Source organism: Serratia sp. 22264 (assembly GCF_052045345.1).
Classification (GTDB): domain Bacteria; phylum Pseudomonadota; class Gammaproteobacteria; order Enterobacterales; family Enterobacteriaceae; genus Serratia; species Serratia plymuthica.
The window spans coordinates 1-14,190 of record NZ_JBQEOY010000011.1; the positions used below are offsets into that span (position 1 = coordinate 1).

Below are 14,190 nucleotides of genomic sequence, written 5' to 3' on the forward strand. Positions count from 1 at the left end.
TGGTTCATGTAGTCGCGCCACAGGACTTCGGCGATGTCCGCCATGCCCATAGGTGCGCCCGGATGGCCGGAATTTGCTTTTTGTACGGCGTCCATGCTGAGTGCGCGGATGGCGTTGGCAAGCTCTTTACGAGAGGACATGTTTTACTCCAGGTCGGATTAAAAAATCAGTCAAGTTTTCTATTTTCTCAGACTCAGCATTAAAACGGCAATCCCTAATGCCAAATGAGAGCGAGTTCACAACTTATTAGCACGATCGGCCGTTTTTTCGGAATAACACTATTCTCCCGATTGCTGACGTACACTAGTCTCATGCGACAAGATTTCCCCTAAACTACAATCGCATTCCCCCTTGTTACCATTACAGGAAGATGGCCTTATGAAGATTCGTACCTCTTTGATTGCATTAAGCATTGCCACTTTGGTAAGCGGCTGTCAAAACCTGAATACCGATACGCTGATGCAGTCTGGGGCGCAGGCGTTTCAGGCGGCAACGCTGAGCAATGACGACGTAAAAACCCTGAGTGTTAAATCCTGCGCAGAGATGGACAGCAAGGCACAAATCGCGCCTGCCGACAGCACCTACGCCAAACGTCTGAACAAAATCGCGGCGGCGCTGGGAGATAATATCAACGGCACGCCGGCCAACTACAAGGTTTACGTCACCAAAGACGTGAACGCCTGGGCGATGGCCAACGGCTGTATCCGCGTTTACAGCGGGCTGATGGACATGATGACCGACAACGAAGTGGAAGGCGTGCTGGGCCATGAAATGGGCCACGTGGCGCTCGGCCATACCCGCAAGGCGATGCAGGTCGCTTACGGCACCGTGGCGCTGCGCACTGCGGCATCCTCAACCGGCGGCATAATAGGTTCGCTGTCGCAATCGCAACTGGCGGATGTGGGCGAAAAACTGGTTAACGCCCAGTTCTCGCAGAAACAGGAAAGCGAAGCGGACGATTATTCGTTCGATCTGCTGAAAAAACGCGGTATCGATCCTAACGGCCTGGTCACCAGCTTTGAAAAACTGGCGAAAATGGAAGCCGGTCGTCAAAGCAGCATGTTCGACGATCACCCGGCCTCCGAAGAACGTGCGCAGCATATTCGCGACCGCATCGCGGCAGGCAAGTAAACCTCAACGCCCGGCGTCCGCCGGGCATTTTTTATCTATTAATACAATGATTTCTGCGGCGGCCCGGCGAAGGTCAGCGGCCCGATACTGTTCATATCCACCTCCACCACCGACGGCCCCGGATAGTTAATCGCTTCCGCCAGCACGCCCTTGAACTGCGCCGCACTGTCCACCTTCCAGGCCTTCAACCCCATCGCCTCGGCGACCAGCGTAAACGCCGGGGTATGCAGCTCGTTGTAATACTGGCGGCCGGCAAAGTATTTATCCTGGATGCCGCGCATCACGCCATACCCGCCGTCGTTCATGATAAGCAGCGTGATATTGGCCTGCTCCTGCGCCATCGTCGCCAGTTCTCCCAGCCCCAGCGCCAGCCCGCCGTCGCCCACCAGCCCAACCACCTTGCGCTGCGGGTTAGCGATCGCGGTGCCGATCGCCATCGGCAGGCCCATGCCGATCGCCCCGGCCAACGAGTGAATATTGCAAAGCGGCGAAATCGCACGGAACAAACGGCTGCCCCATACGCTGCCGGACACGGTGATATCGCGCACCAGCAGCCCATCCTGCGGTAACGCGGCGGCAATGGCGTCGTTCAATTTGGCGTATTCTCCCGACTGCTCGCGCAGCGCGCTTTCCGCCTGACGCACCGCAGAGGCGATCTCGGCATCCCAGTCGGCATTTACCTTCTCCGCCAGATTCAACCGGGCGGCCAGCGCGTTAAGCAATGCGGCGCAGTCGCCGTTGATTTGCTCATCGGCCAGATAGTTGCGGTTGCCCGCCGCCGGATCGATATCAATCTGCACCAACGGGCGCGGCAGCGGCAACGTCCAGGTGCGGGTTTCGTTGCTGCGCAGGCGCGAACCGGCCACCAGCGTCAGATCGCACTGCGTCAGGATCGCCTCAATGCTCGGCGAATTATGGAAAGCACGCAGGCTGCGCGGATGGCTGTCCGGCAGAATGCCGCGTCCGTGGGTGCTGGAGATCACCGCCACCCCAGCGTCGGCCAGCTTGCGCACCGCATCGCCGCAGGCAAGCGCCCCGCCCCCCAGCCACAACAGCGGCCGTTTGGCGCTTTTCACCCGCTGATACAGACGTTCTACCGCCTCATCATCCGCCGGCGGCAGCGGCGCGGGCGCTAACGGCCGGCTCAGCACCGAGCGGGATACCAGGCTGCTTTGAATATCGATCGGAATCTCTACCGCCACCGGGCCGCAAGGCAGGGTCTGCGCATCCAGGATCGCCCGCTGGATCACCGCCACCGCCTGCTCCGGGGAATTAACCCGGTAGGCGCGCTTGGAACAGGCGCGCAGGAAACCGAGCTGATCGCGGGTTTCATGAATAAACCCGGCATCGGCGTCCAGCCAGGCTTTTTCCACCTGGCCGGTAATGTGCAGCAGCGGCGTGTTGGCATTTAACGCCTCGATCATCGCACCGACCGCATTGCCAGCCCCTGCGCCGGTGCTGGTCAGCGCCACGCCCAGGCCGGAAAAACGCCCGTGAGCATCGGCCATGGTGACCGCCCCCGCTTCACCGCGTGCCGGTACGAAGCGGATTTTTCCGCGCTGCCCCACCGCATCGGCAATCGGCAGATTGTGGATCGAAATGATGCCGTACATCGCCGACACCTCGTATTGCTCCAGCGTCCGGGCTATCGCTTCACCAACCGTTATTTTATCGCTCATCATCTGCCTTCTCATGTGTTCGTTGTAGGGGTACGCACCGTCGACCAAAGCTAATCGCTCCAGCGGTTCACCTGATGGCTCAGCGCCAGGTACAAGCTTTTCTGCTGCATGTAGGCTTTGATGCCGTGCAGACCCTTTTCGCGGCCCAGACCGCTCTCTTTGAAACCGCCGAAAGGCGTAGAAATAGAAAATGTTTTGTAGGTATTGATCCATACCGTGCCGGTTTCCAATTGCTCCGCCAGCGCCATTGCCCGTGGGAAATCACGGCTCCAGATCCCGGCCGCCAAGCCGTACACCGAGTCATTGGCCTGTTCGATCAATTGCCGTTCGTCGTCGAACGGCAGCGCCACCAGCACCGGGCCAAAGATCTCTTCCTGGCAAGCGCGGGCGCTGTTGCTCAACCCTTCGATAATCGTCGGCAGGTAATAGCTGCCGCCCGCCAGCAGCGGATCGGCCGGTGCCTCGCCGCCAATCACGACCCGCCCGCCCTCTTGCTGCGCCAGCGCCACATAGTCCGCCACGCTCTGGCGATGTTTGTCGTTAATCAGCGGACCAAGATGCACCCCCGGCGTCAGCGGGTTGCCCACCCGCAATCCCGCCGCCAGTTCACTCAGGCGCGCCAGCAGAGGCTGGTACAGCGAACGCTGTACAAACAGCCGCGAACCGGCGATGCACGCCTGGCCGGCAGAGCTGAAAATGCCGTAGCAGATCCCACGCGCCGCCTGTTCCAGATCGGCGTCTTCCAACACGATGGTCGGCGACTTGCCGCCCAGTTCCAGCGAGGTGGGGATCAGTTTTTCAGCGGCAATATGCGCCAGATGGCGACCGGTACTGGTGCCGCCGGTAAAGGAAATCTTTTTCACCAACGGATGACGCGCCAACGCTTCGCCAATCACCGAGCCTTTGCCCGGCAGCACGCTGAGCAGCCCGGCAGGCAGCCCCGCCTGTTCGAACAGCTCCGCCAGTTTTAGCGCCATCAGCGGCGTGGCTTCGGCCGGCTTGAGGATCACCGCATTGCCTGCGGCCAGCGCCGGGGCCACCTTTTGCATTTCACTGGCAATAGGCGAGTTCCACGGCGTGATGCCGGCGATAACGCCCATCGGCTGATACTGGCTCAGGGTCATCACTTCGGCGCTGCGCTGGGTGGGCAGCTCGCCCTCCAGCACTTCGCAGGCGGCGGCGAAATAGCGGGCAGTGGCTGCCGCGCTGGCCACCAGACCACGGGTTTCCGCCAACGGCTTGCCGTTGTCGCGGGTTTGCAACTGCGCCAGCTGTTCCTGCTGCGCCAGTATCAGGTTGCTGACGCGATAGAGGATCGAGGCGCGCTGGTGCGGCACCAACCCGCGCCACTCGGGGGCGCGCCAGGCGCGCTCCGCCGCTTCCACCGCCTCATTCACATCCTCAACGCTGGCGGCATTAAGCCGCGCATTGATGCTGCCGTCGGCCGGGAATACCGAGGCCATTTCATCGCCCCGGCCTTCGCACCAGCGCCCGGCCACAAAAATCTTTAACTTTTCCATACTCCGCTCCTGCCGTTCAGGCAATAAAGCCACCGTCGATCAGACGGCGACAGGCTTGTACCGCGCTCAGCGCCGCCAGGGTTGATGTCTTGGGATTGCTCGCCAGCGGGTTGCCGCTCAGCTCTATATGGAACTCACCGAAGCTGCCGCACACCTGCAGCCGGTGAGTATTGCGCCGGGTATGCGGATCGACCTGCAATCGCACCCGCGTAGCATCCATGCCCAGCCCGTTCAGCGCGATGGTCGCCGCCACGTTGGCGTTAGCCGGAAACAGCCGCGCCGCTTCACGTGCCGACCCTTCAAAGAACACCCGCGCCTCGCTGACCGTATCGAGGTCGATCAGTTTTTCTGCCAGGCTGCCGCGCCAACTGGCGGGGCTTTTACTGGCCTGGTAGGTGACGCTGTCCAGCCCGCCCTCGCGCGCCGACGCCAACCCGTCCATGCCCGCCACCGCACCGGACAGCACGATCACCCGCCCCTGATATTGCCGCCCGGCCTGCTGCAACCTGAGTTGCAGCGCCGCATCCGCCAACGCACCGGTAGAGATCACCGCCAACGACCAGCCGCGTTTCACCACCGCCTCGCCAAACTCTGCCACCGCCTGCTGGCTGGCGCACTCCAGCACCAGATCCGGCTGCCCGGTACAGTGATCCGGGTGCGTCAAGGCCTGCACTTTGCCGTCGAAAGCGCTATTGATAGCCGCATGATGGGCCGCGCGCGCCACAATCCAGCCGACGCAGACGCCCTCCGGCAGGCGGGAAAGCACTTCCTTCGCCATCGCGCCGTAGCCAATCATCATGATGTTCTTCATTTTTCAGCTCCCAGCCATTACAGATGGCGGTTAAATCCGCCGGAGACGTCGAGCGCCGCACCTGTGGTAAAGGACGCTAACGGCGAGGCAAGGAACAGTAACGCCCGCGCCGGTTCCTGCGGCTTACCGAGGCGTTTCATCGGAATGCCGCGCCGTTCGGCGATCGCCGCCGTCCATTGCTCCCAGCTTTGATCCTTGTCGCTGCGCTCCTCGAAACGCCGCCGCCACTGGCCGGATTCGACCATGCCCAGCAGAATCGAATTAACGCGAATGCCCTTCGCCACCAGCTCTTTCGACAGCGTCAGCGTCAGGTTTAACAGCGCGGCGCGCGCCGCCGAGGTGGCGATCATGTGTTCTTCCGGCTGCAGCGCCAGCAGCGAATTCACGCAGGTGATTGAGGCAATGTCCGAGCGCTCCAGAGCCGGTAGAAACGCCTGCACCGGGTTAATCACGCCGAACAGCTTCAGCTCCGCCTCATGCAACCAGGCGGCGCGCGGCGTTTGGTCAAAATGGGCGACGAATCCCTGGCCGGCGTTATTGATCAACAGATCAACGCCGCCGAAGTGCGCGGTCACCCGTTCGGCGAACTGCGCCACCTGCTGCTCATCGAGCACGTCGCAGCACAGCGCCAGCACTTGCGCCTGTGGGAATTCATTGCGCAGGCTGGCTTCGGCGCCGGCCAGTTTGTCCGCATTGCGGCCGCAAAACGCCACCTTGGCCCCTTCCGCCAGCAGCAGACGCAGGGTTTCGAAGCCAATGCCCGACGAGCCGCCGGTAACGACCGCGACCCGATCCTCAAGCTGAAAATTCATGGTTGAATTGCTCCCGTAAAATCCTGCAGATAGCGGTTAAACAGCGCCGGCGCCTCGAGATAGCTGGCATGCCCCGCGCCGTCAATCAGGCGCAGCGGCGCGTCATGCTGTTGCGCCAGCCTCGCGGCCGCCTCGGGGGGCGTGATGCGGTCTTTATCACCGCACCACACTTCCAGCGGGCCGCGATAGCGCGCCAAATAACGGTCGATATCCTCGTTGGCCAGCATCCAGGCGGCGCTGAGGAAACCCTCGGGATCGAGTTGCTGCATGCCATTGCGCACCCAGGCGATATCCTGAGCCGACGCCTCGTCACTCAGCAGCGCAGCCGCCCGCTGTTCGCCGTAGCCCAGCGGCCCCAACGTTTCAATCATCTGTTTGCGCTGGCTGTAAACCTGCCGGCGTTTTTCCTCCGGCGCCGTGGCATAGCCCTGTGCGGGGTCCGCCAACACCAGCCCGCACAACCCGTCCGGATAGCCTGCGGCATAAGCGCCGGCGATCAACGCGCCGAGCGAGTGGCCAACAATCAGCGGCTGCTCCAGCCCCAGTTCGGCTACCAGCGCGGCCAGCGCAGCGGCATAGGCGGCAGCGTCCGGCTCGGCGGCGGCCAGCGGCAGGCTGCCGCCATATCCGGGAGCGTCCCAAGCCAGCAGACGGTGGCCGTCGCTCAATCCAGCGTCGTTAAACTGCTTGATCCACGAAGCTGAGCCTGAGCTGATGCCGTGCAGCAACACCACCGGTCGGCCCTGTCCCGCTTCGCGCCAACTGAGGGAGTACCCCCCGCAGCGCCGCTGCTGACGTTGTGCCAGGCCGTTCATCAGTTACGCTTCACTTTGGATAACGGGTGATCGGCCGGGTAGGTCGGCGTTTCCGGTTTGGCCGTGCCAAGCATCACGCACATCAGCGCCTCTTCCTCGCCGTGGTTGAACAATCCACGGTAGACGCCGGCCGGCACCGAGATCAGATCGCGCTCTTTCAGCTTGGTTTCGTAGTATTCCGCACCGTCCTGGATCATCAGCGTGATGCTGCCTTTCAGCATAAAGAACACCTCTTCCACATCGTCGTGCAGGTGCAGCGGCCCTTCGCATTTTGACGGCAGCACCATGGTGGAGAAGGTGAAGTTTCCCGCCGGAATGGTGTTGGTGTCGTTAACCACCCCGGTAGCACCGGTGCCGATGTAACGCATCTGCGCGCGACGGTATTTCGGGTCGTAGTCGGCCTGGAACTTCAACGCATTCCAGTCATATTTACGGCCTTCAAAGCGGGCGATACGCGATTCCACCCAATTCTCTATCGATTGATCCTGCGGCTTGACGCCGACTTGTTTCTCAACCTGGGACATGTTGTCACTCCTCTGTAGCCATAGATAAATCAGTATTTTTTCAGCAACGGCAGCAGGATGATGCAGCCGATGAAGGCCATCACCACCAGGAACAGCAGGCCGTTATCCATGTTGCCGCTGGCGGCGATCAGCGCCCCCATCAGCACCGGCGCCAACGCGCCGGCAAAATTGCCCAATCCGTTAAAAATACCGCCTGCGGTGGCGCTGACCTTGCTGCTGGTGGCTTTCGCCAGCAGCGCAAAGATATTCGGCGCGCCGGCGCCCCACATAAAGGTGCTGAAGGCCATCGCGGCAATCACGCTGTAGGTACCCTGCAGATGCAATACCACGGCCAACCCCAGCCCGGCGCCGCACAGCGAGACAAAGCAGGCCAACGCGCGACGATCCAGCTTGTCCGACAGCCAGGCGCCGACCACCTCGCCGAGCAGCATGGCGATAAACGGTAACGATGACAGGTAACCGGCATGTTCCAGATGGATGCCTTTCCCCTTGATCAGGTAGCTGGGCAGCCAGCCGTTCATCCCCCACAGGTAGGTCAGGAAGGCGATGTTAAACAGGCAGATCATCCAGAAATGCGCATTGCGCAAAAGTTCCCGGCGCTGCTGTTTACGCTCCGCCGCCACAGGTTGCTCATCGGTTTTGGCTGCCGGGCGCGCCACGTTCAGATGACGCATGCCAAACAGCACCAACAGCATCACCGGCAGCGTCAGAAACGCCATAAAGAAGAAGGTGGTCTGCCAATCGAAGGTGTTGAGGATATACAGCGTGACCGGGAAACCGAGTGCGGCCCCCAGCGGCGTGCCAAGCAGCCATAACATGGTGGCGCGTGCCTGCAACCGCTGCGGGAAAGCCTGGCGGATAATGGCGTATGCCATCGGCAACAGCGGCCCTTCCGCGATGCCGAGCAGGATGCGCAGCGTCATCATGGTGTGATAAGACCGGGACAACCCCATCAACACCATCAGCACGCCCCACACCACCATCATGCCGATCAGCACCTTAACCGGATTCAGCCGGTCGCCAATGCCGCTCAACAGCATGGAAGATATGCCGTAAGAGAACAAAAACGCACTCATCAGCAAGCCAAGCCGCGCCGGATCAAAACTGATGCCCAGCGCCTGTTGGAACTCGCTGTCGGAAAACAGCGCCGCAATGCTGATCTTGTCGAAAAACGCCAGCAGCACGCAGGCGAACAGCGCGATCGGCACCGACCAGCGCACCCGTTGCTGTGGATTTTCGGCAACGGTATCCCCCACCCGTCCAGCGCGGGCGTCAATGTCTTGCGTAGTCATAAAACGCTCCCGAGGTTCGGGCGTTATTTCAACGCCATCAGAGAAAATTCCGCGTCCGCCAACTGCTGCGGCTCCAGCACCCGCCCGCCGGCCAGCCAGCGTTTACCCAGCTTGATGGTGCGCGCGTCGTTAAACGCCACCATCTGCACCAGTTGCCGGTCGGCGTTGAGCGTAAAGAACACCTGCGACTGCGGCGTGCGGCGCACCACGTGATGCACCCCGCCGATCGGCACGCCGAGGATCTGAATATTGGTGTCGTATTGATCCGACCACAGCCAGGCCACGTCGTTGTAAGGGGCGGCAAAGGCATCCAGCATCGCGCAAGCGGTGCTGATCGCCTGGTTCTGCGCGTAGGCCCAGGACTGCAGGCACAGGCCAAGCGTCGGGTGGCGCGCCACATCGCCGGCGGCGAAGATGGCCGGGTGGCTGGTGCGCCCCTGGCCGTCGATCACGATACCGGCGTCGACCTTCAGCCCGGCACTGTGCGCCAACTCGAGGTTAAGCTCGACGCCGATGCCCACGACCACCAGATCGAAAGCCTGAGGATCGCTGCTTTCACTGCCGATCCACGCAGCGCCGCCGCGATCTTCCAGCGAGATCTCGCCGCAGCCGCAGCGTACCGTTACGCCCTGCTGCTGATGCAGCTCAAGCAACGCCTGTGAAACATCCGCGCCTACGCTGCGCATGCATAACGCGGGCTGGCGCTCAAACACCGTCACCTCGGCACCGAGCCGCCGGGCGGAAGCGGCGATCTCCAGCCCAATCCAGCCGCCGCCGACGATCGCCAACTGGCGACACCCTTGCAACGCCTGGCGCAGTTTTGCCGCATCGTCCCAGGAGCGCAGCGTCATCACCCGCGGATGGCTGGCCCAACGGACGTCCGGCAGGCGTGGCCGGCCGCCGGTGGCGATCAACAGTTGATCAAACTGCAACTGCCGCCCGTCGCTGAGCGTGACGATTTGCTGCTGCCCATCAATGGCTTCGGCACGCAACGGGCGACACCAGTCGATGTTCAACCCCGCGACCACCTGTTCGCTGAATAGCCTGCTGAGCGGCGCATTACCGTCCAGCAACGCCGCCTTGGAAAGCGGCGGACGCTCGTAAAAATCATAGGGTTCGTCGCTGATCACCGTCAGCCGGCCCGCGTAACCCCGATCGCGCAGCGTTTTCGCCGCCCAACCGCCGGCCTGCCCGCCGCCGATAATCACGATGCCCGCCTGCACTGGCTGGCTCATAGCCCCTCCGCTTTTTTCTGCTGGCGACGCGTGTCGTGGTCGATACCGCCTTCCACCGCCCACTCGGTGAACGACACCAGTGAGTGCTCCAATTCGCGCGGTTGCCAGTTTTCGGTCAGATAATCGTCGTTGGTGTAGTACTCGAATGCGCCGCCGGTCGGGCTGTTGACGTACCAGAAATAGGCCGAGGAAATCGGGTGGCGGCCAGGGCCGATGAACGTGCTCCACTTCTCTTTGTTCATGGCGATGCCGCCGCCGATCACCTCGTGGATGTCGCGTACGGTAAAGGCCACATGATTGAGCCCGCGTGGGCGATTAGGCAGTTTCAGCAGGAACAGATTGTGATGGCCGCCGCGCGCCTGGGTCCGCAGGAACACCGCGCGGTCGATATAACGATCCGACACCTGAAAACCCAGCGCTTCACGGTAAAATTTTTCGGTGGCGGCAAGATCCTCGACGAAGAACACCACGTGGCCGATGTTGATCGGCTGCGCCTGCGCATATACCGGGCTGGGCTGATCGATGCGGCGCACGTCGCCCCATTGGTTGATCGGCGATACCGGCAACTCGACATCACGTTGTTGGCTGACGCTAAAGCGCAGCGTCATGCCGTTCGGATCGCGGCACTCCAGCTCTTCCCCCACCTGGCGGAAACCCGGCATCTGCGCCAGCAACGGCGCCAGGGCCGCCAATTCGCTTGGGCTGCCGACGCCCCAGGTCATGCGGCGCAGGGTGGACCCGCCCTCAAATGCCGCCGGCAATGCCTCGCTTTGCAACGGATGCAGCACCACGCGCGCACCGCTCAGGGTAGTGAATTCGCGCTGGCGTTCCCCCCAATGTTGCTGCGCCGCCTGCAGGCCGAAGTCCTGCATGAACTTTTCGCAAGTTGGCAAATCTTCGACGCCAAATTCCAGTTTTTCGATTCCGATTACGCTCATTATTGTGCCTCACGTTCTCGCTGAATGCGTTTTTCAGGCATGATCGAACCCCGGCCCCTGATGGCTGTGGACCTTATCCCTGCCTGAGTAAAAGAGTCGGTGTCGTCAGTTAACCGACGTTTGCCTGCGGCGGTGCGCCCAGGAAGCCGGAGATTTTCTCTGCGGCATCCCGCACTTCCTTGCGCAGCCGTTCGCGATCCGCTTTCGGGATCTCATCGAACGGCACCATAATGCTGACCACGGCCTCAACCCGCTGCTCGCGGTTGAAGATCGGATAGACGATCGAAGAAATGCCGTGGCGGAAAAACGATTCGCCGATCACATAGCCGCGCGCTTTGTCCTGCTGAACCATTTGCCACAAGGTTTCACGATCCGCCGGGGTACCCGGCCCGCTGCCCGGCAATTGTTCTTGCGGGTACAACAGTTCGAACTCTTCGCGGGTGGCGCTGGTCAACAGCATGCGGCCGAGCGAAGTCTGGTGGACCGGCAGGCGAGTGCCGACGCTGACCTGATTGATTTGCGAACCGGCGGCGCTGACGCGGGCGATGTAGATAACATCGCGCTCATCGCGGATCGCCAGGTGACTGCTGCATTGGCTGCGGTCGCGCAGCTGTTCGATCACCGGTTGGCCGGCCTGCGCCACGTCCAGCGAGGCGATATATTCAAAACCGAGCCGCAGCACCTTGATACCCAGTGCAAAGGTGTTGGTGCGCGGGTTACGCTCCAGAAAACCCAGATGTTCCAGCGTTTGCACCACGCGGTAGGCGGTCGCCTTCGGCATATCGACCAGGCGATGTAATTCTGCAAAGGTCATTTCCTTGTGCTGCTCGCCAAACGCCAGCAGCAGCTGCAACCCGCGATCCAGCCCCGGGATCAGATACTTACACGCTTGATCGTCTGCCATGTGCTGCTCCTGGCTAAAATGTAGATTAGTTAAAAACAAAGCCGCCGTTGACCGGCAACAGCTGACCGGTCACGAAATTCGCCAGCGGCGACAGCAGATAAAGCACCGTGCCGTTCACGTCGTCAGGATGTTGCGCCCCGGCCAGCGCCCGGCCCTGTTCGTACAGCTGGTGGCGCTCGGCGGGCACATATTCGGTAGCTTCCACCCGCGTCAGGCCCGGTGCGATGGCGTTAACGCAAATCCCCTGCGGGCCCAGTTCACGCGCCATCGAGCGGGTCATCGAGATAATCGCCCCTTTGCTGGCCACATAGGCCATCAAGCGCGGTGCGCCCCACAGCGCGGTATCCGAAGCCACGTTGACGATCTTGGCATGCGGGTTTTGCGCCAGCAGCGGCACCGCGGCCTGGCTCACCAACCAGGTGCCGCGCACGTTAACCTGCATGACCCGATCCCACAGATCAATATCGTATTCCATCATGGTTTTACCGCCGACGCCGGTTGCCAGCGCCGCGTTGTTCACCAGCCCGTCGATCGTACCGCCTTCGGCAATGGCGCTGAACGCGGCGGTGATCGAGACCGACGACGCCAGATCGATAACCTGCGTTTCCACTTCGGCTCCCTGCTCACGCAGGCCGGCGGCGCTGTCCGCCAGTTCATCCGCCAGAATATCGCACATCACCACCCGACCGCCCGCCTGGGCGATGGCCCCGGCGAAGCTACGGCCCAGACCGCGCGCCGCGCCGGTCACCACAATGCGTTTTCCCGCCAGCAGGCCGTTCACTGCGCGGCCTCCTGTTCGGCGAGCATCGCCAGCTGTTTTTGCGCTTCTTTCTGCATCATGCGGCGCAGGCGGGAAAGGCCAACGTCATGCTGATACAAATATTCACGGCCACGCGCGTTTGGTGCCATGTTCTCCAGCACGATGCGATCTTGTTCCAGTACGTCCCAATGCAGCGCTTCCAGGCGGTTGCGGTACATAAAGCGCCAGATGTCGCGCTGCCAGTCTTTGACCTTGCGGATACGCCAGAAGAATACCCGGCAATGATCTTTATCTTCCGGCACCACCATGCCGATGATCCAGAAGTGGCCGCCCGGCCCAAAGCGTTTTTTGTATGGGATCGACAGCCGCATCCAGTAGGCACCGCTGCTGCCGAACTCTACCCAGTCAAAGTTAACGCCGATCTGGCCGTTCTTCTTGAAGATGAACCCGGTATCGGTCGGTTCCAGCGCCATGTCCGCCTTGCGATCCCCTTCCGCCATCGAATGCGAAGAGGAATGCAGGTAGGTGCCGTGCATGGGATCCATGACGTTTTCCAAGGCGTATTGATAGTTGCAGTCCCAACTGGCGGTACACAGGAAGTTGCTGTAAGCCGCCTCGTCCGCCAATTCCTGCGGGAAAGTCAGCTCCGGAGGTGCCTCGTCGGCGGTGATGCCGAAATAAAGGAACACGGCGCCGTAAGCCTCTTTGGCCGGATAAGAACGCAGGCATTTCTGCCCCACCAGCGGGCAGCGATCGACCGCAGGCACGTCTTTGACCGTACCGTCGCCACCGACTTCCACGCCGTGATACCAGCAGGCGATGCGATCGCCCAAATTCCAACCCATCGAAAGCCGCGCGCCGCGATGCGGGCAACGATCTTCCAGCGCGTGGATCGCGCCTTCACCGTCGCGCCACACCACGATCTGCTGCTCAAGACGCGTAATGCCTACCGGATTATTGCCCACTTCCCAACTGGCCAGCACCGGGTACCACATGCCGCGCAGCCCCTGATCGAGATAGTTCTGCAAAGTCTGTGCGGAGGATGTTGTGTTTGCTGTCATTGCCTTCTCCCGGGCTGCTCAGTAACCGTTAACGTGAAGGAATTCACGGAACGCCGCCTCATTCCACGGCTGGCCGTTGCGATCAAACAGGCGGCGCTGGTTCAGCGCGCTGACGATCTGCTCAAGCTCTTCCGCACCCTGCTCGAAGATGTCTTCCAACGCCGCGACCAGCGCGGTCTCGAAACCGTCCGGTACCCGGCTGCGGTTCTGCCAGATGACGTTTTGGAATTGGCCAGGTTGGTGGATCTGGCCGTTGCCGCCTTCACGCGCCGGGATCACCTGTTGGGTGTCCGGCAGCCAGGGATTGAAATCGGTGATGTGCTGCATGATTACTCCTCCGCAATAAAGGTGATTTGGATTTGATTGTCTATCACCCGGGTGGGATAGGTTTGCAGATCACGGCCGCCTGGCTCACGCAGACACTGACCGGTACGGACATCGAACAGCGCTTCGTGCAACGGACACTCGATCTTGCCGTCATCGACAAACCCTTGGCTGAGCAAGGCATAAGCATGTGGGCAAACGTCTTCCAGCGCGTAATAGTTGCCGTCGATCAGATACACCCCGACTTCTTTCCCTTCCACGTTGGCGGAGAAAGGAAAATCTTCTTTCACCTGAGACACTTCACACACGTTCTTCCAGCTCATTGCTTCTATCCTCTATCTGATTGTTTCATATATGAAACTCAGTTTCTTATTTAATACACTC

At 61.1% G+C, this 14,190-nt stretch carries 16 protein-coding genes; 1 reads left to right on the top strand and 15 read right to left on the bottom strand.

The genetic code is table 11. From position 1 onward, the window contains the following. On the bottom strand, positions 1-140 hold a 140-nt coding region (locus ACTJJ1_RS24240), incomplete at its 3' end, for a hypothetical protein (protein WP_440835715.1). Between the two features lie 238 nt (positions 141-378). On the opposite strand from ACTJJ1_RS24240, the gene ACTJJ1_RS24245 reads away from it, so the two are divergent. After that, positions 379-1,131, top strand: coding sequence for a M48 family metallopeptidase (locus ACTJJ1_RS24245; RefSeq protein ID WP_004947785.1), 753 nt, complete (start codon positions 379-381; stop codon positions 1,129-1,131). A 38-nt stretch (positions 1,132-1,169) separates the two neighbouring features. Here ACTJJ1_RS24245 and ACTJJ1_RS24250 read toward each other — a convergent pair whose 3' ends face one another. The 14 genes from ACTJJ1_RS24250 to ACTJJ1_RS24315 form a co-directional block, all read right to left on the bottom strand. Continuing rightward, positions 1,170-2,810, bottom strand: a complete 1,641-nt coding sequence (locus tag ACTJJ1_RS24250; protein WP_440835717.1) for a thiamine pyrophosphate-binding protein — start codon at positions 2,808-2,810, stop codon at positions 1,170-1,172. A gap of 50 nt (positions 2,811-2,860) precedes the next feature. Then, on the bottom strand, positions 2,861-4,330 hold the full coding sequence (locus ACTJJ1_RS24255; protein ID WP_440835646.1) for an aldehyde dehydrogenase: 1,470 nt from the start codon (positions 4,328-4,330) through the stop codon (positions 2,861-2,863). 16 nt (positions 4,331-4,346) lie between these two features. Next, positions 4,347-5,141: an aspartate dehydrogenase gene (locus tag ACTJJ1_RS24260; protein WP_004947791.1), complete on the bottom strand. Its 795-nt coding sequence runs from the start codon at positions 5,139-5,141 to the stop codon at positions 4,347-4,349. 17 nt (positions 5,142-5,158) lie between these two features. Beyond that, positions 5,159-5,953, bottom strand: coding sequence for an SDR family oxidoreductase (locus ACTJJ1_RS24265; RefSeq protein ID WP_122289950.1), 795 nt, complete (start codon positions 5,951-5,953; stop codon positions 5,159-5,161). Then, positions 5,950-6,768, bottom strand: a complete 819-nt coding sequence (locus ACTJJ1_RS24270; RefSeq protein ID WP_004947795.1) for an alpha/beta fold hydrolase — start codon at positions 6,766-6,768, stop codon at positions 5,950-5,952. The genes ACTJJ1_RS24265 and ACTJJ1_RS24270 overlap by 4 nt, the downstream gene beginning before the upstream one ends. After that, positions 6,768-7,292 (bottom strand): cupin domain-containing protein, encoded by a 525-nt coding sequence (locus ACTJJ1_RS24275; protein WP_004947797.1) that lies wholly within the window; start codon positions 7,290-7,292, stop codon positions 6,768-6,770. Before ACTJJ1_RS24275 ends, ACTJJ1_RS24270 begins: the two co-directional genes overlap by 1 nt. 29 nt (positions 7,293-7,321) lie before the next feature. Beyond that, positions 7,322-8,584 carry an MFS transporter gene (locus tag ACTJJ1_RS24280; protein WP_440835649.1) on the bottom strand — a complete coding sequence of 421 codons (1,263 nt, stop codon included), beginning with the start codon at positions 8,582-8,584 and terminating at the stop codon, positions 7,322-7,324. A 23-nt stretch (positions 8,585-8,607) separates the two neighbouring features. Further along, entirely contained in the window at positions 8,608-9,819 is a 1,212-nt protein-coding gene (locus ACTJJ1_RS24285) for an NAD(P)/FAD-dependent oxidoreductase (protein WP_004947800.1), read from the bottom strand. Further along, positions 9,816-10,757, bottom strand: a complete 942-nt coding sequence (locus tag ACTJJ1_RS24290; RefSeq protein ID WP_440835651.1) for a VOC family protein — start codon at positions 10,755-10,757, stop codon at positions 9,816-9,818. Before ACTJJ1_RS24290 ends, ACTJJ1_RS24285 begins: the two co-directional genes overlap by 4 nt. Positions 10,758-10,866: 109 nt before the next feature. Next, on the bottom strand, positions 10,867-11,661 hold the full coding sequence (locus ACTJJ1_RS24295; protein WP_004947809.1) for an IclR family transcriptional regulator: 795 nt from the start codon (positions 11,659-11,661) through the stop codon (positions 10,867-10,869). Between the two features lie 25 nt (positions 11,662-11,686). Next, positions 11,687-12,442, bottom strand: coding sequence for an SDR family oxidoreductase (locus ACTJJ1_RS24300; protein WP_440835653.1), 756 nt, complete (start codon positions 12,440-12,442; stop codon positions 11,687-11,689). Next, on the bottom strand, positions 12,439-13,482 hold the full coding sequence (locus tag ACTJJ1_RS24305; RefSeq protein WP_062792692.1) for an aromatic ring-hydroxylating oxygenase subunit alpha: 1,044 nt from the start codon (positions 13,480-13,482) through the stop codon (positions 12,439-12,441). Before ACTJJ1_RS24305 ends, ACTJJ1_RS24300 begins: the two co-directional genes overlap by 4 nt. Positions 13,483-13,500: 18 nt before the next feature. After that, complete coding sequence (locus ACTJJ1_RS24310; protein ID WP_004947819.1) at positions 13,501-13,809, bottom strand: recombinase-like helix-turn-helix domain-containing protein; 309 nt, start codon at positions 13,807-13,809, stop codon at positions 13,501-13,503. Between the two features lie 2 nt (positions 13,810-13,811). Further along, positions 13,812-14,129 (bottom strand): non-heme iron oxygenase ferredoxin subunit, encoded by a 318-nt coding sequence (locus tag ACTJJ1_RS24315; RefSeq protein WP_004947822.1) that lies wholly within the window; start codon positions 14,127-14,129, stop codon positions 13,812-13,814. Positions 14,130-14,190: the final 61 nt, after the last annotated feature.